General features: G+C 70.7%; 19 protein-coding genes and 1 pseudogene. 10 read left to right on the forward strand and 10 right to left on the reverse strand.

Going from position 1 to position 22,882, the window contains the following annotated elements:
* Positions 1 to 158 precede the first annotated feature (158 nt).
* The 3 genes from A5728_RS05495 to A5728_RS05505 are packed head-to-tail and all read right to left on the reverse strand — an operon-like array spanning position 159 to position 3,299.
* Entirely contained in the window at positions 159 to 1,346 is a 1,188-nt protein-coding gene (locus A5728_RS05495; RefSeq protein WP_064846074.1) for a P-loop NTPase, read from the reverse strand.
* Entirely contained in the window at positions 1,343 to 2,008 is a 666-nt protein-coding gene (locus tag A5728_RS05500) for a DUF1003 domain-containing protein (protein ID WP_082943258.1), read from the reverse strand. The genes A5728_RS05495 and A5728_RS05500 overlap by 4 nt, the downstream gene beginning before the upstream one ends.
* Positions 2,001 to 3,299 (reverse strand): magnesium transporter MgtE N-terminal domain-containing protein, encoded by a 1,299-nt coding sequence (locus tag A5728_RS05505; RefSeq protein ID WP_064846075.1) that lies wholly within the window; start codon positions 3,297 to 3,299, stop codon positions 2,001 to 2,003. Before A5728_RS05505 ends, A5728_RS05500 begins: the two co-directional genes overlap by 8 nt.
* Positions 3,300 to 3,480: 181 nt before the next feature.
* On the opposite strand from A5728_RS05505, the gene A5728_RS05510 reads away from it, so the two are divergent.
* Positions 3,481 to 4,584 (forward strand): general stress protein, encoded by a 1,104-nt coding sequence (locus A5728_RS05510; protein WP_064846076.1) that lies wholly within the window; start codon positions 3,481 to 3,483, stop codon positions 4,582 to 4,584.
* Between the two features lie 262 nt (positions 4,585 to 4,846).
* Here A5728_RS05510 and A5728_RS05515 read toward each other — a convergent pair whose 3' ends face one another.
* A complete protein-coding gene (locus A5728_RS05515; protein WP_064846111.1) occupies positions 4,847 to 6,454 on the reverse strand; it encodes an aminopeptidase P family protein in 1,608 nt (535 codons plus the stop codon).
* A 199-nt stretch (positions 6,455 to 6,653) separates the two neighbouring features.
* On the opposite strand from A5728_RS05515, the gene A5728_RS05520 reads away from it, so the two are divergent.
* Positions 6,654 to 7,505 (forward strand): PHP domain-containing protein, encoded by an 852-nt coding sequence (locus tag A5728_RS05520; protein ID WP_064846077.1) that lies wholly within the window; start codon positions 6,654 to 6,656, stop codon positions 7,503 to 7,505.
* 71 nt (positions 7,506 to 7,576) lie between these two features.
* On the opposite strand, the gene A5728_RS05525 is transcribed toward A5728_RS05520, so the two are convergent.
* From A5728_RS05525 to A5728_RS05545, 5 genes are all read right to left on the reverse strand, one after another.
* Positions 7,577 to 8,449 (reverse strand): site-specific DNA-methyltransferase, encoded by an 873-nt coding sequence (locus A5728_RS05525; RefSeq protein ID WP_064846078.1) that lies wholly within the window; start codon positions 8,447 to 8,449, stop codon positions 7,577 to 7,579.
* On the reverse strand, positions 8,450 to 10,108 hold the full coding sequence (locus A5728_RS05530; RefSeq protein ID WP_064846079.1) for a DEAD/DEAH box helicase: 1,659 nt from the start codon (positions 10,106 to 10,108) through the stop codon (positions 8,450 to 8,452). It lies immediately after the preceding gene.
* Positions 10,109 to 10,409: 301 nt separating this feature from the next.
* Positions 10,410 to 10,643, reverse strand: coding sequence for a DUF3107 domain-containing protein (locus A5728_RS05535; RefSeq protein ID WP_035965329.1), 234 nt, complete (start codon positions 10,641 to 10,643; stop codon positions 10,410 to 10,412).
* Between the two features lie 90 nt (positions 10,644 to 10,733).
* On the reverse strand, positions 10,734 to 11,414 hold the full coding sequence (locus A5728_RS05540) for a TetR/AcrR family transcriptional regulator (protein ID WP_064846080.1): 681 nt from the start codon (positions 11,412 to 11,414) through the stop codon (positions 10,734 to 10,736).
* A gap of 39 nt (positions 11,415 to 11,453) precedes the next feature.
* A complete protein-coding gene (locus A5728_RS05545; RefSeq protein WP_064846081.1) occupies positions 11,454 to 12,770 on the reverse strand; it encodes a glutamyl-tRNA reductase in 1,317 nt (438 codons plus the stop codon).
* 134 nt (positions 12,771 to 12,904) lie between these two features.
* On the opposite strand from A5728_RS05545, the gene hemE reads away from it, so the two are divergent.
* From hemE to hemL, 8 genes are all read left to right on the forward strand, one after another.
* Positions 12,905 to 14,074, forward strand: a complete 1,170-nt coding sequence (hemE, locus tag A5728_RS05550) for a uroporphyrinogen decarboxylase (RefSeq protein WP_064846082.1) — start codon at positions 12,905 to 12,907, stop codon at positions 14,072 to 14,074.
* Positions 14,071 to 15,558, forward strand: coding sequence for a protoporphyrinogen oxidase (hemG, locus tag A5728_RS05555; RefSeq protein WP_064846083.1), 1,488 nt, complete (start codon positions 14,071 to 14,073; stop codon positions 15,556 to 15,558). Before hemE ends, hemG begins: the two co-directional genes overlap by 4 nt.
* A gap of 118 nt (positions 15,559 to 15,676) precedes the next feature.
* Positions 15,677 to 16,393: a hydrogen peroxide-dependent heme synthase gene (hemQ, locus tag A5728_RS05560; RefSeq protein ID WP_064846084.1), complete on the forward strand. Its 717-nt coding sequence runs from the start codon at positions 15,677 to 15,679 to the stop codon at positions 16,391 to 16,393.
* Between the two features lies 1 nt (position 16,394).
* Positions 16,395 to 17,600, forward strand: coding sequence for a ferrochelatase (locus tag A5728_RS05565; protein ID WP_064846085.1), 1,206 nt, complete (start codon positions 16,395 to 16,397; stop codon positions 17,598 to 17,600).
* Positions 17,597 to 18,541 (forward strand): hydroxymethylbilane synthase, encoded by a 945-nt coding sequence (gene hemC / locus A5728_RS05570; RefSeq protein ID WP_064846086.1) that lies wholly within the window; start codon positions 17,597 to 17,599, stop codon positions 18,539 to 18,541. The genes A5728_RS05565 and hemC overlap by 4 nt, the downstream gene beginning before the upstream one ends.
* Entirely contained in the window at positions 18,538 to 19,494 is a 957-nt protein-coding gene (locus tag A5728_RS05575; protein WP_064846087.1) for a uroporphyrinogen-III synthase, read from the forward strand. The genes hemC and A5728_RS05575 overlap by 4 nt, the downstream gene beginning before the upstream one ends.
* A 16-nt stretch (positions 19,495 to 19,510) precedes the next feature.
* Positions 19,511 to 20,518 carry a porphobilinogen synthase gene (hemB, locus tag A5728_RS05580; protein ID WP_064846088.1) on the forward strand — a complete coding sequence of 336 codons (1,008 nt, stop codon included), beginning with the start codon at positions 19,511 to 19,513 and terminating at the stop codon, positions 20,516 to 20,518.
* An 81-nt stretch (positions 20,519 to 20,599) separates the two neighbouring features.
* The gene (hemL, locus tag A5728_RS05585) at positions 20,600 to 21,919 is read left to right on the forward strand and encodes a glutamate-1-semialdehyde 2,1-aminomutase (protein WP_064846089.1); all 1,320 of its coding nucleotides are present in this window, start codon (positions 20,600 to 20,602) and stop codon (positions 21,917 to 21,919) included.
* 148 nt (positions 21,920 to 22,067) lie between these two features.
* On the opposite strand, the pseudogene A5728_RS05590 reads toward hemL, so the two are convergent.
* A pseudogene (locus A5728_RS05590) lies at positions 22,068 to 22,751 on the reverse strand (3'-5' exonuclease); the annotation flags it as partial.
* Positions 22,752 to 22,882: the final 131 nt, after the last annotated feature.

Here is a 22,882-nt window from a genome sequence, read left to right on the forward strand (position 1 = left end):
AACCGGCCGCCGCGCTATCGGCCGCGCGCCGCGTGAGCTGACAGCCGTCCCGTCATCAGACCGACGCCGCGCGGAGGTCGACGCCGCGTGAACAGACGGGTAGGTGCCGGGCGAGCGGGAAGCGGGCCGTGCGGCGGCGTCGTCCCGAGGGAGATCGCTCAACCGCGCGGCGTGACGCCCAGATTCTTACCGGCCAGCCCGCGGCCCTGCTGATCCAGGGCGCGCGCGACGGCCCACAGCTGCTCGGCGGCGGGGGAGTTCGGCCGATCCCATACCGCGGGCACGCCGCGGTCCGAGGCCTCCCGCACGGTGACGTCCAGGGGGACGCTGCCGAGCAGGGGGACGGGGTAGCCCAGGCGCTCGGACAGCGAGCTCGCGATCGTCTCGCCACCGCCCGCTCCGAAGACCTCCATGCGCGTGCCGTCCGGCATGACCATCGCGGACATGTTCTCGACGACGCCCGTAACCTTCTGCTCGGTCTGCTCGGCGAGCGTCCCCGAACGCTGGGCCACGCTCACGGCGGCGTGCTGGGGCGTGGAGACCACGACCACGCCCGAGCGGGGCAGCAGCTGACCCACCGAGATCGCGATGTCCCCCGTGCCCGGGGGCAGGTCCAGGAGCAGGTGGTCCAGGTCCCCGAAGTGCACGTCCGTGAGGAACTGCTCCACCGCGCGGTGCAGCATGGGGCCGCGCCACGCCACGGGCTGGGCGGGATCCACGAACATCCCGATCGAGATCACCTTGAGCACCCCGCGCGAGCGGTGACCGGCCCCAGCCGCGCTGTCCTCGGGCCGGCGGTCCGCACCCTTCGGGACCTCCACGACGGGCGGCAGGATCATGTCCCCCACGCGCGTGGGTGGTTGCGCGATCCCCAGCAGACCGGGTACTGAGAAGCCGTGGATGTCCGCGTCCACGATGCCCACGGTGCGTCCCATCGCGGCCAGCGCGGCGGCGATGTTCACCGTCACGCTGGACTTTCCCACCCCGCCCTTGCCGCTCGTGATTGCGTGCACGCGCGTGAGTGAATGCGGGTCCGCGAACGGGTTGGTGCGGTGGTGCCCGAGTTTCTCCTGCAGTTCCTGGCGCTGCGCCGGGGTCATCACACCCACGTCCACGGCGACGTCGCGGACGTCCGGGAGCTCGTTCAGGGCGGCACGGAGATCCGCTTCGATCGTGGTGCGCATGGGGCACCCGGAGACCGTGAGCAGCACGGTCACGCGTGCCGTCCCGCCTTCGAGGACGGCCTCGGGGATCATCCCGAGCTCGGTCACCGGGCGGCGCAGCTCGGGGTCGATCACGCCGTCCAGGGCTGCGCGCAGTCGGGGATCGATGGTGCTCCCGTTCACTGATGCGGTCCTTCCTGCTCGGGGTCCTCGAGCTCGATCTTCTTCGCGCGCGGGGCCCTGGTGGAGCCGTCGGACTTCTTGCCCTCGGACTTCTTGGTCTTGGACTTGGTGGCCTGGGACTGCGCGGCGGCCTGATCGGCGGCGCGGCGGTCCTGGTCCTCGAGGATCTCCTCGAGCAGCCCGCGCAACTCGGAGCGGACGTAGTCGCGGGTCGCGACCTCGCGCAACGCAATGCGCAGGGACGCGATCTCCCGGGTGAGGTACTCGGTGTCCGCGAGGTTCTGTTGCCCGCGTTTACGGTCCTCCTCGGCGACCACGCGGTCACGGTCGTCCTGCCGGTTCTGCGCGAGCAGCAACAAGGGAGCGGCGTAGGAGGCCTGCAGCGAGAGCATCAGTGTCAGCAGCGTGAAGTTCAACGCGCGCGGATCGAACTGCATGCTCTCGGGCGCCAGGGTGTTCCACGCCAACCACACCGTGACGAACACGGTCATCCACAGCAGGAACTGGGGCGTGCCCATCCAGCGGGCGAAGGACTCCGTGAGCCGCCCGAAGGCGTCCGGGTTGGGGCGGAAGCGGGTCAGGTACCCCGGGCGTTTCTCGCGCGGTTGGTCCAGGGGGCCGGGCGAATACTGCGAGGACGCGCTGCGCCGGGGATTACTCATACCGCTTACCCACCTTCCGGACCGGGGTTCCGTCGTCGTACGTGCGCCAGTCCTCGGGCAGCAGGGCGTCCAGGACGTCGTCGATCGTGACCGCACCCACGAGCCGGTCCTGGTCGTTGACGACCGGCAGGATCGTGAGGTCGTACGTGGCCAGTTCGCGAGCGACGTCGGCTAAGGACGCCTGGTCCGAGACGGGCTCGATGGACCGATCGATTAGGTTACCAATCGCCTCGGGCGGCGGGTAACGCAGCAGTCGCTGCGTGTGCACGAGACCCAGGTACTTACCCGTGGGGGTCTCGAGCGGCGGGCGGCACACGAGCACCGCGGATGCCGCGGCCGGGATGACCTCCTCCTGGCGGATGTGCGCGAGCGCTTCCGCCACGGTGGCCTCCGGGGGCAGCACGATGGGGACGGGCGTCATGAGCGAACCGGCCGTGCCCTCCTCGTACTCGCGCAGGCGCCGGACGTCCTCCGCGTCCTCGGGTTCCATCATGGTGATGAACCGCTCGGCCTCCGCTTCCGGCAGTTCGTTGAGCAGGTCGGTCGCGTCGTCGGGGTCCATCTCGGCGAGCAGCGTGACGGCGCGCTCGTTGTCCAGGTGGGTCAGAATGAAGACCTGGTCGTCCTCCGGCAGCTCCTCGAGCACGTCCGCGAGCCGCTCGTCCTGCAGTTCCGCCGCGATCTCGAGCTTGCGCTTGTCCGGCATGTCCCGCAGCTCGTCCGCGATGTCCGCGGCCTGGTCCTCCTCGTGCTGCGCGATCCACTGCGTGGCCGGTTGCGGCCCCGCGTTGGACGGGTCGTCCGCGTCCTCCCAGTCCACCACGAGCGTCTGATTACGACGCCGGATCAAGCCTCCCGTGGCCTGCGACCTGCGCACGAACAACTGCGAAATGACCCAGTCACCCCGGTTGTTGCTCTTCTCCATGGCCACGTCCTCGATCGTGGCGGTCCCGGAACCGTCCAACAGCACCACGGTGCGGTCGAAGAGCTCACCCACGGCCAGCGTCTCGGCACCGCGCTGCTCGAAGCGGCGCAGGTTCACGAGCCCGGTGGAGATGATCTGCTCCGCGTCGATGCTCGTAACACGCGTCATGGGCACGAACACACGCTTCTTCCCGAGCACCTCCACCACGAGACCCACGACGAGCGGGCGGGTGCGCACCGACGGTTTGCTACCCGGGCGCAACAGCACCACGACGTCGCGCAATCGCCCCAGGCGGTCGCCCAACGGGTCGAAGACGTCCAGGCCGATGAGTCTCGCGACGAAGATCTTGGAAAGGTTTGTGCTCACCCGCCCAGCCTAGTGAACCGTGCTGTGCGGTCCCATTCCTGGAGTGGGGGATCAGAACCCGGGCAATACCGGTTGCTGGGCACCCGATCCGGGGTGGGTTCACCGGCCGCCGTGTTCACCCGCTGCGATGATCCAGGGTTTTCCCGGCGGGCTCGTGGGTGACTACGGGACAATGGATGGCATGAGCAACTCGAAACCAGGCCCCGCCCAACTGTCCATCGCCCCGGAAATGCCCCGCGGTGAGGTGGTGGGCCGTTACCGGACCTACGCCCTGGCGCAGAAAGCCGTTGACTACATGGCGGACGAACACTTCCCCGTGGCCATGGTCTCGATCATCGGCAGCGACCTCAAGTCCGTGGAGCAGGTCACCGGTCGGCTCTCCTACCCCAAGGTCGCCCTGCAGGGTGCGCTCAACGGTCTGGTCTTCGGCGCGTTCTTCGGCCTTTTGATGTCCCTGCTGGGCGGGGCCAACATGGCTTCGTCCCTGTTGCTCACCATGATCCTCGGTGGCGCGTTCTGGATGCTCATGGCCACCATCACGTACGCCATGTCCCGCGGCAAGCGGGACTTCACCTCGACCAGCAGGATCGTGGCGGGCAGCTACGAGGTCCTCGCCGCCCCGGAGGTCGCGGGTCAGGCCCGCCAGGTGCTCAACGGCATGGAGGGCGGCCACGTGGTGGGGCAGCGCGGGCAGAACCCGGGTCAGGGGTACCGCGGTCCCGCCGGTCCGCAGGGCAACCAGTACCCCGGTGGCCCGCAGCACGGTGGACCGGCCCAGGGCGGACCGCAGTACGGTGGACCGGCCCAGGGCGGGCGGCCGGGCGCTCCGGGTCAGGGCGCCCCGGTTCACGGTGCTCCGGTGCAGGGTGATCCCGGGGGACAGAACGCTCCCGGCGGTTCCGAGCCGCGCTACGGTGTGTTTCTCCCGGGTGCAGATCAGCAGCAGGAAGACGCCAACCGTTCCGCGAAGTTCCCGGACCTCCCGGACGGACGCCCGCAGTACGGTATCCGGCTCGAACCCTCCGACGCCGCCCCGGCCGGTGGGCAGCCCGCACCGCAGGCCCCCGCGAACGCCGCCGCTCCGTCCCACCCCGCGGCCGACGCTCCCGCTCCCTCCACAGACGGGGCGTCATCGGGCACGATCCCCGCGAACCCGGCTCAGTCGGCCGACCGCGCGGCGCCGTGGACACAGCCGGGTACCCCCGAGGCACCGCGCGAGGGCGGGTCCACCCCGCACAACGGACAGGGCACGACCCAGCGGCCGCACGGCGAGGACCAGCGCTGACCCACGGCACACGCGCAACAAAATTTCGGGCACGCCAGAGCCACAAATGGTGCCCGAAGGTGGCGCGGGAGTGACTGGGAGTTGCGGCGCCCGTGGATGGCCCCGCGACATACGGCTGGCGACATTTCGGGCAGTGTGAGGCCACTTTCGGCCCCCGAATGTGGCCTGGGAGTGACTGAGAGTTCGGCGGCGTCACGCACAGAGAGCGATCCCCGGGTCCTGACATGCGGGCCCGGGGATCACTCTCTAGGTGTTCCGGGGGTTACGCCGCGGGGCCCGCGCTGGGGCCCACGTTCTCCTCCCGGTTCCAGATGCCCTGGATCCACGACTCCACGTCGTCGGGGTTGCGGGGGAGGGCCTCGGAGAGGTTCTCGTTGCCCTGCTCGGTGATCAGCACGTCGTCCTCGATGCGCACACCGATGCCGCGGTACTCCTCGGGGATCGCGAGGTCCTCGTTCTTGAAGTACAACCCGGGCTCGATCGTGAACACCATCCCCGGCTCGATCACAGCGTCCAGGTAGAGCTCACGCTTGGCCTGGGCGCAGTCGTGCACGTCCAGTCCCAGGTGGTGGCTCGTACCGTGCGGCATCCAGCGGCGGTGGTGCTGACCGGCCTCGGACAGGGAGACCTCCGCGGACACCGGCAACAGCCCCCATTCCTCGAGCCGCTGGGCGAGCACCTTCATGGCCGCGGCGTGGAGGTCCCGGAACTTGTTACCGGGGACGGCGACGTCGAACGCGGCGTCCGCGGCGTCGAGCACGGCCTGGTAGATCCGGCGCTGCACGTCCGTGTAGCTGCCGGTCACGGGCAGGGTGCGGGTGAGGTCCGCGGTGTAGAGCGACTCGGCCTCCACACCCGCGTCCACGAGGATCAGCTCGCCCGGCTTGACCGAGCCGTTGTTGCGGATCCAGTGCAGCACGGTCGCGTTGTTCCCGGACGCCGCGATGGTGTCGTAGCCGAGGTCGTTGCCCTCGAGGCGGGCGCGGGAGAAGAACGCGCCCTCGACTACGCGCTCGCCGCGTTCACCGCCGATCGCGCGCGGCAGCACGGAGACGATGTCCTCGAAACCGCGGATCGTGGCCGCCACGGCCTCGCGCAACTGCCCGACCTCGTACTCGTCCTTGATGAGCCGCAGCTCGCTCAGGGCCTCGGCCAGGGTCGCGTCCTTGGTGTCCGACTGCTCGAGGTCCACGCCCGTGTTGATCCGGGAGGTGTCCACGAGCGCGTCCATGTTCAGGTCCACGTCCCGCACCAAACGAATGCTGAGACCACCCAGGGCGGTGTTGCCTGCGTCCTTGGTGACCGCGGTCTCCAGAGCGGAGAGGTCCTCGGTGGGCAGCGCGAACTCGTCGCGCAATTGCGCCAGCGTGGGGCGGGGCCCCACCCAGAACTCACCGTTCTTGGCATCCGCGTAGAACTCCGCGGAGTCCCGCCCGGCCATGGGGTGGAAGTACAGGGTGGAGGTGTGGTCGCTGCCGTCGTCTCCCTGACCCTGCTCGGTGGGTTCCATGACCAGCACGGCCTCGGGCTCGTGGTCCACTCCCATGCCCGTGAGGTGCGCGAACGCGGAGTGCGGGCGGAAGCGATAGTCGGTGTCGTTCGAGCGCACCTTGGGGGCGCCCGCGGGGATCACGAGACGCTCGCCGGGGAACATCCGGGAGAGCCGGGCACGGCGCTGAGCGGCGAACTCCGCGACCTCGGCGCGCGGCGTCGTCGTGTGCTCCGGAGCGGCCCAACCCGAGGCCATGAACTCGCGGAACTCCGCGTTGTCGGGGCGCTGCGAGCGGTTGTCCACCCGCTCGTCCATGGGCTGCGCGGCGTCCTCGCTCGCGTGATGGGAAGCGGTGGGGTGTGCTGAGCCTTGGCTCATGGACGCGGTCATCTCCTTCGGGGCGCGGGCTCCCGCGCGGGTCGCGATGCTGGCGGAATGTTCTCGTCCATGGTGCCACGCCGGTCAACCCTGGCCCGTGGGCAGCGAGGACCGGGCGATCGGTAGCGATGGCTCGGCCTCGTCCGATCGGCGCGTATCGCGGGCCGACCCACCGCGGTCCGCGGGTATCGTGGAGGTGATGAGAATCGACCTGCACACCCACTCCAACGCGTCGGACGGCACGGAGTCCCCGGCGGACGTGGCCCGCGCGGCACACCGGGCCGGGCTCAACGTCTTCGCGCTCACCGATCACGACACCACCGCGGGGTGGCAGGAGGCGGGGGACACCGCCGTGTCCCTGGGGGTCGCGTTCGTACCCGGCATGGAGATCACGTGCACCACCGCGGACGGTATCTCGGTGCACATGCTCAGCTATCTGCACGGCCCGGACCACGCACCGCTGCTGGACGCGATCGAGGAGTCCCGGCGCAGCCGACTCTCCCGCGCGCACAAGATGGTGGACCTGCTCGCGCAGGACTACCCGATCAGCTGGGACGACGTCATGGCCCACGTGAGTCCCGAGGCCACGGTGGGCCGCCCACACATCGCGGACGCCCTGGTGGAGCTGGGCGTCGTCCCAAACCGCTCTGCCGCGTTCTCGGACATGCTCTCCGGGCGATCTAAGTACTACGTGCGGCACATGGCCCTGGACCCGGTGCAGGCCATCAAACTCGTGCGCGCGGCGGGCGGGGTCCCGGTGTGCGCCCACCCCATGGCCCCGTTGCGCGGTCGCGTGGCCACCCCGGCCGATTTCAACGCGATGATCGACGCCGGTCTGGCCGGCGTGGAAGTCGCCCACCGGGACAACCCGGACGAGTCCCGCGCGGTGCTCATGAAGCTCGCCGCGGACCACGATCTCATCGTCACGGGATCCAGCGACTACCACGGCGCGGGCAAGCCCAATCGGTTGGGGGAGAACTCCACGTCAGTGCGTTCGCTCACGAGGATTTGCGAACAGGCCACCTCCGGGATGGAGGTCCGCTGGCCGTGAGGCCGGGGCGCACGGCACGGTCCTGACGACGTTTCGAAGAACAGTCGGGATGCAGCGGCTCGTGAACCGGATCAGGACGCGCTGAACACCGCCGTATCCGGCAGGCGCCGACGCATGACGTCCACGGCCTCGGGGTTGGAGTCCACGCACACGAACTTCCGGCCCAGTTGCTCGCTGACCGCGCCCGTGGTCCCCGAGCCTGCGAAGAAGTCCAGCACCCAGTCCCCGGGACGCGAGGACGCCGTGACGATCCGGCGCAACACCCCGGCGGGTTTCTGCGTGGGATAACCGGTCTTTTCCTTGCCCGTGGGGGAGACGATCGTGTGCCACCACACGTCCGTGGGCAGCTTGCCGCGCGCGGCTTTGACGGGACCCACGAGCCCCGGGGCCATGTACGGCTCCCGGTCCACGTCCGCGGAGTTGAAGTGGTAGGCGGTCGGATCCTTGACGTAGACCAGGATCGTGTCGTGCTTGGCCGGCCATCGCTTGGCGGTGCGTCCGCCGAAGTCGTAGGCCCAGATGATCTCGTTGAGGAAGCACCGGCGGCCGAACAGCGCGTCCAGCAACACCTTGACGTAGTGCACCTCGCGGTAGTCCAGGTGCACGTACAGCGTCCCGTGCGTGGCCAGCACGCGCCGGGCATGCATCAGCCGGGGTTCCAGGAAGCCCAGGTAGTCCGCGAACGAGTCCTCGTAGCGCAGCAACGAGCCCATGATCGTTTCGTAGGAACGCCCCGCGAAGCCCACGCGATCGCCCTCGCCCGCGGCCGCGGGGACGGAGCGAGTGGTGCGGCGCACCTGGTCCCTGCCCGTGTTGAACGGGGGGTCCAGGTATACCAGGGAGAACGCCTCGTCCGGCAGCCCCTCCAGCACGTTGAGGTTCTCACCGTGCACGATCGCGCTGGTGCCCTCCGCGTCGAATGCGAAGGGCTCCCACTGCGCCATCTACTCTCCCGCTGCAGAGGACTGCTGCGCCTGCTGACCGCCCTGGGCAGCCTTGTTCTGCCCCGAGGAACGACGACGCCGCCGGCGCCGCTTGGTGCCCTCGCCCGTGTTCTCCACGGAGGTCTCCCGGGAACGCTCGCCCTGCTCGGAGCGGGGCCGCTGGTTCTCCGCCTGGGATCGCCCCGCGGAGCCGCTGCGGGGGTCGGAACCGCCCGAGCGGCGTCGTGCGCCGGAGCCGTTGCGGCCACCGGAACCACCGCGACCGCCGCGGCCCGAACGCTTCTCGGAGTGCTGCGGCCTGCCGTCACCGAGGTCCTCGAGCTCCTCGGCGTCGAGGCCCTCGAGCGTGCGCTGCGACTTGGGCAGCTTGCCCTTGACGCCGCGCGGGATGTTCAGGTCCGTGTAGAGGTGATCGGAGGACGAGTAGGTCTCCACGGGTTCGGGCACGCCCAGCTCGAGGGCATTGTCGATCAGGCGCCAGCGGGGGACGTCGTCCCAGTCCACGAACGTGATGGCCGTGCCCTTGTTGCCCGCGCGCCCGGTGCGCCCGGTGCGGTGCAGGTAAGTCTTCTCGTCCTCGGGGCACTGGAAGTTGATCACGTGGGTGACGTCCTCGACGTCGATCCCTCGCGCGGCGACGTCCGTGGCCACAAGCACGTCCACCTTGCCGTGACGGAACGCGCGCAGCGCCTGCTCGCGGGCGCCCTGGCCCAGGTCGCCGTGCAGGGGAGCGGCGGCGAAACCGCGGTGGATGAGCTCGTCCGCGAGCTTGGCGGCCGCGCGTTTGGTACGCGTGAAGATGATGGTCCGTCCCCGGCCCTCGGCCTGCAGGATGCGCGCGACGACCTCGTCCTTGTCCAGGTGGTGGGCGCGGTAGATGACCTGACGGATGTCCTTCTTGGTGCTGCCCTCGTCCGGGGCAGCCGCACGGATGTGCATGGGCCGGGTCATGTACCGCCGTGCCATGGCCACCACGGGGCCGGGCATGGTCGCGGAGAACAGCATGGTTTGGCGCACCTGCGGAACCGTGGCCAGCAGCTTCTCCACGTCCGGGAGGAAGCCCAGGTCCAGCATCTCGTCCGCCTCGTCCAGCACGACCATGCGCACGTGGCTCAGGTCCAGGAAGTGCTGGCGGTTGAGGTCGATCAGGCGCCCGGGGGTGCCCACGACGACCTCCACGCCCTTTTCGAGCTCGGCGATCTGCGACTCGTAGGGGCGGCCACCGTAGATCGTGGCCACGCGGGCGTTGCGGGTCTTGGCGGCGATCGCGAGGTCGCTGCCCACCTGGACCGCGAGCTCACGCGTGGGGACCACGATCAATGCCTGGGGGGCGCCGGGCTTCTTCAACTGGGCCCAGCCGTCGTCGTCACGGCCTACGGCACGCTGCAGTGCGGGGATGCCGAAACCGAGGGTCTTGCCGGTACCGGTCTTGGCCTGACCGATGATGTCCTGGCCGGACAGCGCGATGGGCAGCGTCATGGCCTGGATGGGGAACGGGGAGGTGATGCCGTGCTCGGCGAGCGCGTCCACGATGTCCTGGCGGACGCCGAAGTCCGCGAACGAGGACTCGGTCACGGGTTCGGCGGTGTCGACCGCCTGGGTCCCGGCCTCGTCCGGCTCGATGATGTCGTGTTCGGGTGTTGCAGTGATATCGGTCACGAATGTCCTTCACGGGTCGGCGCGGGGCACCACACCGGATCATCGGCCGGGCCGTCCCGGAGGACGGAGCGGCACGAAGCGGGGGCCGCCGCGCTGTGAGAGGAAGCCGATCGTGAAACGCACCCCGCCCGGGCGCTCAGCGGAAGGCGCGGGACCTTCCGGGCGCGGGCCGAAGCCGGGTAACAAGTGAACGTGACGGTCTCATGGGACGACCGGTCATCCTGATAAACACCTCCAGTGTACCCGCAAAACGGTGAGGCCCCCGGACGCGGTGGTCCGGGGGCCTCACGGCGTGGGCGGTTCAGCCGAGGGGCAGGGGGGTGAAACCCACCTTTCGCTTGGTCTCCTGGCCGGTCTCCACGTAGCCGATGCTCGCGGAGGGGACCACGGTGGTGGAACCCTTGGTGTCCTGCAGCACGAGCGGTGCGCCGGAGCTCAGCGCCTCCGTGACCTTGGTCTGCACCTCGTCCGCGGAGAGGTCGGCGTTGACCACAAGCTCGCGGGCCACGTTCTGAATCCCGATCTTGATTTCCATGAGTACCTCCTGCGGCGTCACCGGCCCACGGTGATCACGGGCCGGACCATGTCTTCCAGGTGCCGCGCACCCCGGTGAGGGGCGGGCGCGTCAGCCTCGGTCGTTGCCGATCAGTTTAGGAGCAGGTTCCCGGCGCTCCTCGTCGAGCGTCCTGATTCCGCCCCAGGCTAAACGGAAAATCCGGTCCTGGACCTCTTCGCGTGTGCCCGCTTCCGGGTGGCGGGTCCAGAACACAGCGGAGGTCTGGACCAGGTGCACGAGGCCCCGGGACAGCATGATGGCCTGGGCCGGTGGCATGCCCGCTTTGGGTCCGAGCACCGCGGCCACGGCCACGGCAATCCCCTGGTAGAACTCGTCCAGTTGCGCCGCGACCTCGGGGAAGGACATGAGGTCCGCGCTGAACACGAGCCGATGGGCCTCCGGCTGGCTGTTCACGAACTCGAAGTGGGTGTCGATCACGTTCTGCACCCGCGCCTTGTTGGTCTCGGCGCTGGCCAGGGACCGCTCGAGCTTCTCGGACAGTTCCGCGAGCGTGAACTGCACGAGCGCCAGGAACAGGTCCCGCTTACCCGGGAAGTGCTGGTAGAGCACCGGTTTGGAGACCCCGGCCGCGGCGGCGATCTCGTCCATGGAGGTCGAGTGGTAGCCGCCTTCGGAGAACACCCGCAGTGCCGTGCTCAATAGCTGCTCCCGCCGCTGGTCCCGGGTCATGCGAGGGGCCCGCGTGTGGCCGGTGGGCGCGGGCGCGTCGCGTGCATCGGGAGCGTTCATGGGGTCCTCCTCTGTGACGGGCCCTCGCCCGTCGTGGCTTCAACCGGCCGCGCGGGGACGCGGGGTGTCTGAGGGGGATCGTTCAGCGAGGGGATCCTGATCCGCGGGGAGGGTCTGCGGTGGTGCGACCTCCAGACCGAACAGCGCTTCCAATCCGGAAATGTATTCGTCCGCGCGGCCCTCCGCGGCGAGCTGACGGGCACGGACGGTGGGGATGTGCAGCAGTGAGCGGACCATGCGGCGCATGGCCATCTCGATCTGTTCCTCCGCGCCGGTGCAGCCGTGGTGGGCACGGACCTTCTCGAGTTCGGTGTCCAGCACGGCCATGGTGTGCTTGCGCAGCGCCACGATGGCCTGGTCCATGGTGCGGGCGTTCTGGGCTGCCGCGAAGCCCTGGGCGGCCTCGTCCACGATCTCGCGCGCCGCGCTTACGGACTCGCGGGTCTCCTCGGGTGCGGCCACGCGCACCGATTCCAGGGTGATCAGCTCCACGTCCGGCAGGTCCGCGACGGCGGGGTCGAAGTCCCGCGCCAGCGCGAGGTCGATCACGGTGCGCGGTCCGCTCGGGAAGGCGGACGCCGGTATGGGGGCGGAGCCGCCCGAGCAGCCGATCACGACGTCCGCGCGGCGCAGTGCCGCCGGCAGCTCGACCTCCGTGACGGGGGAGCCGCCGCGTTGGTCCGTGAACTGCTGGGCGCGTCCGGAACCGGAGTAGACCTCGATGTCCGCGCAGCCGCGGTCGCGCAGCGCGGCCATGGTGGCGCCGGCGTACGCGCCGGTGCCGAAGATCAGGGCGTGCCGGTTGGGCCAGCTGCCGCGGGTGATGTCGTCGGCGAGGTCCAGGGCCACGGACACGATGGAGCGTCCCCGCTCACCGAGGCCGGTGCGGGCCCCGACCTCACGTGCGGTGCGGGCGGCGGCCTCGAATAACTGCACGAGGTGTCCCGAAGCGGTGCCGGACTGGCGGGCCTGGTTCAGCGCGCGGCGGACCTGTCCGGTGATCTCACGCTCGCCCACCACGGCGGACTCCAGACCAGAGACCACGGTGAACAGGTGTTGCGGGACCTCGGTGCCGTGGTAGGTGTCCATGGTCTCCAGGACGAAGCGTTCGTCCAGCCCCGCGCGCTCAGCCACGCGTTCGGCGAGCTGCTGCTGGGCCAGGGCGACGTCGCGGGTCCCGTCCTCGGGCAGCTCAGCGTAGAGTTCGAGCCGGTTGCACGTGGATAGCGTGATGGCCCCCGAGAGCGCGCCCTGGGACACGGCCTCCTCGGCCACCCCGAGAGCCCCCGTGCTCAACCGTGCGACGGTGTTGAGGTCGACGGAACGGTGCGATGCGACAAGACAGAAAAGAACCACAATCCGGCCATCCTAGACGAATTCATCCTGGCTCGCTCAGCATAACCACTGGGCGCACCCGGCGCAGAGATTGTGTTCCCGGCGGACACTACGTCATCAAAACCGGCGGGCTCCTTTGGCACAATGGGGCCATTATGGCTTCCCAGAATGATCGCACCGTAGAATCCCGCCGCGCCGAGTCCCCCCATGATCCCGCCGCGGCCACGGAGCCGGGCGGCGATCACGCGTGGGAGCAGCGCATCGCCGCGCTGCCCACCGAGCACCCGCTGCGCTCGGCGGGTGTGGCCGACTCCCCCCTGATCAGTACCCTGCGGGGGCTCCCCGCCGCGCACACGCCCGTGTGGTTCATGCGTCAGGCGGGTCGCTCGCTGCCCGAGTACCGCGCCGCCCGGGAGGGCACGGGGATGCTCGAGGCGTGCCTGACCCCGGACCTCGCCGCGGAGATCACCCTGCAGCCGGTGCGCCGGCACGGCGTGGACGCGGCCATCTTCTTCTCCGACATCGTGGTGCCCATGAAGCTCGCCTCGGTGGCCGTGGACATCGTGGCCGGGCGCGGCCCAGTGCTCGACCACCCTGTGCGCACCGCCGCGGACGTCACCGCGCTGCCCGAACTGCCGGACTCGGCGTTGGACCCGATCCGCGAGGCCGTGGCGCGCACGGTCGCCGAGCTCGGGGACACCCCGCTGATCGGTTTCGCGGGCGCGCCGTTCACGATCGCCGCATACGCCGTGGAGGGCGGGCCCTCGCGCGACCACTTGCGCCCGCGCACCATGATGCACGCGGATCCCGCGTCCTGGACCGCTCTGGCCGAGTGGGCCGCGCGCACCTCCGGAGCGTTCCTGCGCGCCCAAGTGGAAGCGGGGGCCTCGGCCGTGCAGTTGTTCGACTCGTGGGCGGGCTCCCTGTCGCTCGCCGACTACGAGGCGCACGTCCAGCGCCACTCCGCGGACGCGCTCGCCGCCGTGGCGGACCTGGGGGTACCGCGGATCCATTTCGGCACGGGTACGGGCGAGCTGTTGGCCGCCATGCGGGACGCGGGAGCGGACGCCGTGGGTGTGGATTACCGCATCCCGTTGGACATCGCATCGCAGCGTCTGGGTGGGCGCACCGTGGTGCAGGGCAACATCGATCCCGCGCTGCTCGCCGCCCCGCGGGAGGTGCTACACGAACACGCCCGCGACGTTCTGCGCCGCGGTCGCAGCGCCCCCGGTCACGTGGTCAACCTGGGCCACGGCGTGCCGCCGGAGACGGACCCGGACGTGCTGAGCGAACTGGTGACCTTCATCCACAAGGAGACTCGGTGACAACTTCCCCCGGTGCCCAGCGGCGCACCGCGCCACGGCGTCCTCGCACGGCTCTCGTGGTGGGCGGCGGCGTCGCCGGGTTGACGGCCGCCCGTGACCTGGCGCGCGCCGGTCTACGCGTGACCCTGGTCGAGGCCTCGGACCACTTCGGCGGCGCCGTGGGTGCCCACGAGGTGGCGGGACTCGTCCTGGACTCCGGCGCGGAATCCTTCGCCACACGCTCGGACGCCGTACCCGATCTGCTCGAGGAACTCGGGCTCTCCGACCGCGTGGTCACCCCCCATCCCGCGGGCTCCTGGTTGCAACTCCCTGAGGGTGCGGTGCCCGCACCCAAGTCCGGGGTGCTCGGGATCCCCGCGGACCCCACCGCACCGGAGCTGCGCAAGCCCCTGGGCCGGGCGGGCGTGGCCCGTGCGCGCATGGACAGGGCGCTGCCGGCCCGCGTGGGCGCGGGGGAGCGTTCCATCGGCGGTCTCGTGCGTGCCCGCATGGGCCAGCGCGTGCTGGACCGGTTGGTCACCCCGTTCGTCTCCGGGGTCTACTCGACCCACCCGGACGAACTCGACGTCGACGCCGTGGCCCCCGGTTTGCGCGCCCGCTTGCGCGAACTCGGCAGCCTGGGCGCGGCCGCGGGTGCACTGCGAGCAGCGAGCCCCGCGGGTGCGAACGTGGCCGGTCTCGACGGCGGGATGAACCTGCTCAGCGAACGGCTCGTGCGGGACGCGGAGCGGTTGGGCGTCAAGCTCGTGACCCGCTACGACGTCATCGCCCTGGACCGCGACCCGCGCAGGCCCGGGTGGATGGTGATCCAGCGCCAACCCGTGAACGGGGACAAGACGGCCGTGGCCCGCGGGGAACTGCTCGTGATGGCCACGGACGGACCCACCACGGTGCGCTTGCTCGGCACGCAGGTCAGCGACGTCCAGAACTTCACGCCTCGCTCGGGGCCCCGGATCGCGCTCGCCACCCTCGTGCTGGATTGCCCCGCCCTGGACAGTGCACCCCGCGGTACCGGTCTGCTCGTGAGCGACGACGTGCGCGAGGTGCGCGCCAAGGCCCTGACCCACGCCACGGCCAAGTGGAAGTGGGTGGCTCGCGAGGCCGGGGAGCACCGCCACGTGGTGCGGTTATCCTACGGCCGGGCCACCCCGCGTGGATCGGGCCCCTCCCCGGAGGTCACGCTCGAGGACAAGCACCTCATCTCGCTCGCCCTCGGGGACGCGAGCACGCTGCTGGGCGTACCGATCGAGCCGGAACAGCTCGTGGGCGCGGACGTCGTGCGGTGGCACACCGCCCTGCCGCGCACGGACGCGGGTCACAGCGCCCGCGTCACGGGGTTCCGCCGGGCGCTCAAGGACGTCCCGGACGCCGCGGCCGTGGGGGCGTGGCTGTCCGGCACGGGACTCGCGGCGGTCGTCGCCGACACCCGCCACCAGGTCAGGACCCTGCTCAAGCACCACGGGTTCGACGTGACCCCGAACTGAGGGACCGCCGCGCGCGGGACCGAGCCGTGCGACGTCGTCCGCGCAGCCCGGGCAGTGCTGCGCGGGACGAGAACCATCGAACGTGAACAGAACGAGAAGTCGAAAGGGAGCACACACGATGAGTGAGCACGCAACCGAGGCACGCCAGGACGCGGCACAGGCCGGTGGGGACACGCTGTACTGGGCCGGTTACACGGTGTTCGAGCGGACGGGTGAGCGCCCGCGGGACGCGGACTCGCAGGCCAACCGCAGCGCGTTCGACGAGCTCGTGAAGGACCTCGAGGGTCGGGGCGTCACCGTGCGCGGCGTGTACGACGTCTCCGGGATGCGCGAGAGCGCCGATCTGATGCTGTGGCTCACGGGCAAGGAACCGGACGCCCTGCAGGCCGCGATCCGGCAACTGCGCCGTCAGCCGCTGCTCGCGGGCACCCGGCAGTCCTGGAACGCCATGGGTGTGCACCGCGAGGCGGAGTTCACGTCCAACCACTCGCCCGCGTTCGCGCGCGGTGCGGAAGCCAAGGACTGGGTGTGTGTGTACCCGTTCGTGCGCTCCTACGAGTGGTACTACATGAACCCGCAGCGCCGCGGTGAGATGCTCAAGAACCACGGCATGAAGGCCCGTGAGTACCCGCAGGTGCTCGCCAACACGATCGCGTGCTTCGGGCTCAACGACTTCGAGTGGTTGCTCGCGCTCGAGGCCCCCGAGCTCGTGGACCTGGTGGACATCATGCGCCACTTCCGCAACACCGAGGCACGCCTGCACGTGCGCGAGGAGACCCCGTTCTACACGGGGCGCCGGATCACCACCCACGAGATTGCCGAGGTGCTTGACTGAGATGACTGACACCCGAGAGACCAATGCCCTGAGTGCCGAGCGCGCCAACGCGCCGCACAGCTTCGACGCCCTGATCCTCTCCTCCTTCGGCGGGCCGGAGGGTCAGGAGGACGTGATCCCGTTCCTGCGCAACGTCACGCGCGGCCGCGGCATCCCGGACGAGCGGCTCGAGGAGGTGGCCACCCACTACCGTGCGAACGGCGGCGTGAGCCCCATCAACGCCCAGAACCGGGCGCTGCGCGATGCGCTCGAGGCCGAGCTGCGGCGTCGTGGTGTGGAGCTGCCCGTGCTGCTCGCCAACCGCAACTGGGACCCGTACGTGGCGGACGTTCTGCGCGAGAGCCACGAGCGCGGGTACCGGGACCTCCTGGTGCTCGCCACGAGCGCGTACTCCGGGTACTCCAGCTGCCGCCAGTACCGGGAGGACTACGGCGTGGGCCTGGAGGAGACGGGGCTGCAGGACGAGCTGCACGTGGAGAAGATCCGGCAGTACTACGACTCCGAGGGCTTCCTGCGCCCGTACGCCACCAAGCTGCGGGACTCGCTGCTCGCCCTGCGCGAGCGTACTGACGGACCCGTGCGCGTGCTGTTCACCACCCACTCCGTGCCCATGACGGACGCCAACGCGGCCGGCTCCCAGCGGATGAGCTTCGAGGGGGACTCCGCCTACGTGGCGCAGCACCTTGCGGCCGCGCGCTGGATCGTGGAGCAGGTGGGCGAGCCCATGAACGGGGTGGAGTGGGAGCTCGTGTACCAGTCCCGCTCCGGGCCCCCGCAGGTCCCGTGGCTCGAACCGGACATCTGCGACGTCATCGAGGAGCTGCCTGGCAAGGGCGTCACCGGCGTGGCCGTGGTGCCCCTGGGCTTCGTCTCGGACCACATGGAGGTGCTCTGGGACCTCGACACCGAGGCCCGTGACGCCGCGGCCGAGGCCGGCCTGGAGTTCGAGCGCATCCCCACCGCCGGCACCGATCCCGAGTTCGTGGCCGCGCTCGCGGACCTCGTGGAGCAGCGGCTGGGCACGCCCACCGCGCCCCCGCGGGTATCCGCGTGCGCCCAGGGCACGTGGTTCGACACGTGCGCCCCGGACTGCTGCGTGAAGGTGCTGCGCGGCCAGAGCGAACCCCGCCCCACGATCGCCCAGCGGCCCGTCGGCGAGCCGATCCCCGTGGGGCTCGACGAGAACGGCGAGGTGATCCACCGGTGAGTGGACCCGTGTTCAGGGTGGGCACCCGAGGCTCGCAGCTGGCCATGACCCAGAGCCGGTGGGCGGCCGAGGCCGTCTCCCGTGCCGGGGGCATCGACCACGAGCTGGTCACCGTGCGCACCGAGGGCGACGTGCTCACCGGGCCGCTGTCCCAGTTGGGCGGTACAGGGGTCTTCGCCACGGCGTTGCGGTCCCAGGTGCTCGATGGCGCCGTGGACCTGGCCGTGCACTCCCTCAAGGACCTGCCCACCGCGGCGGTCACGGGGCTCACCATTGCCGCGCTGCCGCAGCGTGAGGACCCGCGGGACGCCCTGTGCGCCCGTGACGGTCTGACCCTCGACGAACTGCCGGAGGGCGCGGCCGTGGGCACGGGCTCGCCGCGGCGCGTCGCGCAGTTGCGCGCGCTGCGCCCCGACCTGCGCATCGTGGACATCCGCGGCAACGTGGGCACGCGGCTCAACCGCGTGGCTCCCGGGGACCCGGGGGACCTCGACGCGGTGGTGCTCGCGGCGTCGGGCCTCAAGCGCCTGGGCCTCGAGGGGCGGATCACCGAGTACCTGGATCCGCACCGGATGCTGCCGGCCCCGGGCCAGGGTGCGCTCGCGCTCGAGGTCTCGGCGGAACTCGCGGCGGACTCGGGTCTCGCGACCGGTCTGGCCGCGGTGGACCACCTGCCCACGCGGCTCGCGGTCACCGCGGAGCGCTCGGTGCTGGCTCGTCTCGAGGCGGGCTGCGCCGCACCTGTGGGAACCTTCGCACGCCTCGTGGACGGTGATCTCGAACTGGACGTCGTCGTGGCGAATCCGGACGGCTCCGAGGTCATGCGCCGCACGGAGTCCGCGCCGGAACCCTCGGTCGAGGCCGCGCGGGCTCTCGGTCAGCGGGTCGCGGAGGACCTGTTGGCCCACGGCGCGGACCGGTTGGCACGGTTGAGCCTGTGACCGCGGCGCGCGTGCTCATCACCCGCGACCCCGCTTCCGCGAGCGCCCTGGCGGTGCTGCTGCGGGAACGCGGGTACGAGCCGTGCGCCTCGCCCCTGCTCGAGGCCCAGTTGCCGTCGGACGTGGAATCACTGCGGGAGCTGCTGGCCGAGGCCACCGGCCCGAGCGGTCCCACGTGGTTGTGCGTGACGTCCGCGACCACGGTGGCGGCGCTTGCCGCGGTCGCCCCCACCCCGCAGTGGGGTGCCGCGCTCGACGCCGCTCGGCGGCCCTCCGCTCGTCACCGCACCGAGGCCGGTGAGCCCGCGCTGCGGGTCGCCGCGGTGGGCGAGGCGACCGTCCGCGCGCTGGGGGAGTATGGTGTGGGCGTGGATTTCGTCCCCGCGCGCGTCTCGAGCGCGGCGGGCATGCTCGCCGAGTGGCCCGAGGAGCACCCGGGTGCATCCGGGGCCCCGGTGCGGGCCCTCGTGCCGGTCTCGGCGCTCGCGTCCGACGCCCTCGTGAGCGGACTGCGGGAGCGGGGGTACGACGTCGTGCGGATCACCGCGTACGACACCGTCCCGGCCCCGGCGGACCGCCCGCTGCGCGCCCCCGGTGCCGGGACCGCAACCACACCGGAAGCCCCCGAGGAATGGGGCGCCGACGCCGCTCGGGCCGCGTGCGCGTCCGGTGAGCTGGCCGCGGTGGTGGTCACGGCGCCGTCGCGCGCGGACGCCCTGCTGGAGGGCATGACGCCCGCGGCCGCCACGGCGTGGATCGCGATCGGGGAACCGACCGCCCGCGCGCTGCGGGCCCGCGGAGTCGACCCGATGACCTCCGCGCAACCGACCCCAGCGGCCCTGGCCGACGCCGTATCGCGGGCGCTGGGTGAGCCGGACACTTCGGCGCCGGAGCGGGACGGTCACGCCGAGCCCGCAACGACCCGCCCCGTGACGACTCAAAGATTTCGATGATCAGGAGATGTGAACCATGACCGACCATGACGTGTCGTACGACCTCGTGTCACGGCCCCGCAGACTGCGCAGTACCCCGGCCATGCGCCGGTTCACCGCGGAGACCCGCGTGACGCCGTCCGAGCTGATCCTGCCCGTGTTCGTCAAGGAAGGACTCGACGAGCCGCAGCCCCTGGCCTCGATGCCCGGTGTGGTGCAGCACAACATGGACTCTCTCAAGCGCGCGGCCGCCGAAGCCGTGGAGCTGGGGCTGGGCGGCTTCATGTTGTTCGGGATCCCGCAGACCCGCGACGCAGAGGGCTCCGCCGCGCTGGACCCGGACGGCATTCTCAACCGCGGGATCCGTGCCGTGCGTGACGAGGTGGGGGACGACATCGTGGTCATGTCGGACCTGTGCCTGGACGAGTTCACCGATCACGGCCACTGCGGCGTGCTGGATGATCAGGGCCGCGTGGACAACGATCGCACCCTGGAGATCTACGGCCGCATGGGCCTGGCCCAGGCCGAGGCCGGCGCCCACATGCTGGGACCCTCCGGGATGATGGACGGCCAGGTGGGCGTGATCCGCGCGGCACTGGACGCTGCGGGCCGCGAGGACGTGTCGATCCTCGCCTACAGCGCCAAGTACTCGTCCGCGTTCTACGGCCCGTTCCGTGAAGCCGTGGACTCCACGCTCACGGGTGACCGCAAAACCTATCAGATGGATCCTGCGAACCGCCGGGAGGCCCTGCTGGAGCTGCAGCTGGACCTGGACGAGGGCGCGGACATGGTCATGGTCAAGCCGGCCATGAGCTATCTGGACATCCTGCGCGAGGTCGCGGACGCGTCCCCCGTGCCGGTCTCGGCGTACCAGATCTCGGGTGAGTACGCGATGATCGAGGCCGCCGCGGCGAACGGCTGGATCAACCGCGACGCCGCGATCCGCGAGTCCGTGCTGTCCATCAAGCGCGCCGGGGCCAACTCGATCCTGACCTACTACGCGACCGAGCTCGCCCGCTGGTTCCATGAGGAGAACGGCAGGTAACCCCAGAACCCCCGCGCCCGCGCCGTCGCGCGGCACGGTCTCACCGGGAGAGCCTCCCGGCGAAAGGAATGAAGTGATCTCATGAGTGTTTCGCAAGAACTGTTCGACCGCGCCCAGCGCGTCATGCCCGGGGGCGTCAACTCGCCCGTGCGCGCGTTCAACTCCGTGGGCGGTACCCCGCCGTTCATCGCCGCGGCCAAGGGCCCGTACCTCACGGACGTGGACGGGCGCGAGTACGTGGACCTGGTGTGCTCGTGGGGCCCCGCGCTGATCGGTCACGCGCATCCCGTGGTCACGGAGGCCGTCCACGAGGCCGTGGAGCGCGGTCTCGGTTTCGGCGCCACCACGCGCGGTGAGACCGAACTCGCCGAGCTCGTGGTAGACCGCGTGGCCCCGCTCGAGGAGATCCGCATGGTCTCCACGGGCACCGAGGCCACCATGACGGCGCTGCGCCTGGCCCGCGGGTTCACGGGCCGCGACCTGGTGGTCAAGTTCGCCGGGTGCTACCACGGTCACGTGGATTCGCTCCTGTCGGAGGCCGGTTCCGGTGTCGCGACCCTGGCCCTGCCGGGTTCCGCGGGAGTCACCGAGGCCACCGCCGCCCAGACGCTCGTGGTGGCCTACAACGACGTCGCGGCGCTCGAGACCGTCTTCGCCGAGCACCCCGGTGAGATCGCCGCGGTGATCACCGAGGCCGCTCCGTGCAACATGGGCGTGGTCACCCCGGAGAACGACTTCAACGAGCACATCCGTCGGATCACCCGGGACAACGGCGCCCTGATGATTCTGGACGAGGTGCTCACGGGCTTCCGCGTCCACGAGGCCGGGTACTGGGGGCTCAGCAACCAGAACGGCGAGGACTGGGTCCCGGACCTGTTCACGTTCGGCAAGGTCATCGGCGGGGGACTGCCCACCGCCGCACTGGGCGGGCGCCGCGAGATCATGGAGTACCTGGCCCCCATGGGCCCGGTGTACCAGGCGGGCACGCTGTCCGGGAACCCCGTGGCTATGGCCGCGGGGATCGCGACGCTCAAGTGCGCGGACCGGATCGCGTATCAGACCATCGACCGCCGTTCCGAGCAGCTGCAGGCGGGGGTGCACGAGGCCCTCGATGCCGCCGGGGTCGATCACTCGATCCAGGTGGCTGGCAACCTGTTCTCGGTGGCCTTCGGGACCGGTGCCCGCGGGGTGCACGACTACGCGGACGCCAAGGCTCAGGAGAGCTTCCGGTACACGCCGTTCTTCCACTCCATGCTGGATGCCGGGGTCTACCTCCCGCCCTCGGTCTTCGAGGCGTGGTTCCTCTCCGCGGCGCACGACGATTCGGCCATGGACCGGATCCTCTCGGCCCTTCCCGCCGCGGCTCGTGCGGCAGCGGAGGCTCGACCCGCCGAAGGCTGATCCGCTCCGCCTTTTCTGTACGCCTTTTCCTGTACGACGACGGCGCGGCGCCGCCCGGGTGGTTCCCGGCGGTGCCGCGCCGTCGTCGTTGCGCAGTGCGACGGCCGCGGTCGTGCGCGTGACGGTCGCTGTAGTGGTGCGGGTGGGGTCAGGGGTGCGGGTGGACGGGCCACGTGCCGTCCACCACGGCCTCGGGATCTCGGCGCCGGAAGTACTCCTGCAACGACGCCGCTTGCTCGGCTGCCCAGCCGATCTGCAGTTCGTGCAGCTCTTCCGCGGGTCGTTCGAGCTCTGCGAACCGTTCGACCAGGGCGGTGGCGAGCCGCTCGGTGGCCAGCGCGTCCGCCGCGGAGGTGTGTGCGGCATCCAGGACCACGCCGTACTCCTCGCACAGTGCGCCCAGCGTCCGCTTGCCGCGGCGGTAGCGGTGCACCTGCTTGTTGAGCACGAACGGGTCCAGCACGGGCATCGGGGCCGGGGCGGGCAGACCGTGGCGCTCGCTCTCTCTCGCGAGGACCGTGAGGTCGTAGGCGGCGTTGAATGCGAGCACCGGGATCCCCGCGCGCCACAGCCCGCTCAGCACGTCGTGCAGTTGCGCGGTGACCTCCGCGGCGGGGCGGCCCTCGGCGCGGGCCCGTTCGGTCGTGACGCCGTGGACCGCGGCGGCCTCCGCGGGGATCTCGATCCCGGGATCGGCGAGCCACTCCCATTCCCGCGTCACGGTCCCAGTGGCGTCCACGAGGACCACCGACGCCGTCACGATCCTCGCCTCCTGCGGATCCCGCCCCGTGGTCTCGAGGTCGAACGCCGCGCGCTCGCCGGCGGTCCACGACGGCGCGGCGCCGACCTCCCTGCGAGCCGCCCCGTGGGGGACGGTTGCTGCGGTCGCCGCGGGCTCGACGGCGTCGTCGCCGGCGGTCTGTGCTACTTCGGACGCGCGGTCGCGTGAGGGCGCGGAGCGGG

The organism is Kocuria sp. ICS0012, assembly GCF_001665945.1.
In the GTDB taxonomy this organism is placed as follows: domain Bacteria; phylum Actinomycetota; class Actinomycetes; order Actinomycetales; family Micrococcaceae; genus Kocuria; species Kocuria marina.

Coding starts and splice junctions, on each gene's coding strand:
- A5728_RS05515 (WP_064846111.1), bottom strand. CDS start 6,454: ATGAGCCAAGGCTCAGCACACCCCACCGCTTCCCATCACGCGAGCGAG.
- A5728_RS05565 (WP_064846085.1), top strand. CDS start 16,395: ATGACTGACACCCGAGAGACCAATGCCCTGAGTGCCGAGCGCGCCAAC.
- hemL (WP_064846089.1), top strand. CDS start 20,600: ATGAGTGTTTCGCAAGAACTGTTCGACCGCGCCCAGCGCGTCATGCCC.
- A5728_RS05520 (WP_064846077.1), top strand. CDS start 6,654: ATGAGAATCGACCTGCACACCCACTCCAACGCGTCGGACGGCACGGAG.
- hemQ (WP_064846084.1), top strand. CDS start 15,677: ATGAGTGAGCACGCAACCGAGGCACGCCAGGACGCGGCACAGGCCGGT.
- A5728_RS05510 (WP_064846076.1), top strand. CDS start 3,481: ATGAGCAACTCGAAACCAGGCCCCGCCCAACTGTCCATCGCCCCGGAA.
- A5728_RS05500 (WP_082943258.1), bottom strand. CDS start 2,008: ATGAGTAATCCCCGGCGCAGCGCGTCCTCGCAGTATTCGCCCGGCCCC.
- hemB (WP_064846088.1), top strand. CDS start 19,511: ATGACCGACCATGACGTGTCGTACGACCTCGTGTCACGGCCCCGCAGA.
- hemE (WP_064846082.1), top strand. CDS start 12,905: ATGGCTTCCCAGAATGATCGCACCGTAGAATCCCGCCGCGCCGAGTCC.
- A5728_RS05525 (WP_064846078.1), bottom strand. CDS start 8,449: ATGGCGCAGTGGGAGCCCTTCGCATTCGACGCGGAGGGCACCAGCGCG.
- A5728_RS05535 (WP_035965329.1), bottom strand. CDS start 10,643: ATGGAAATCAAGATCGGGATTCAGAACGTGGCCCGCGAGCTTGTGGTC.
- A5728_RS05540 (WP_064846080.1), bottom strand. CDS start 11,414: ATGAACGCTCCCGATGCACGCGACGCGCCCGCGCCCACCGGCCACACG.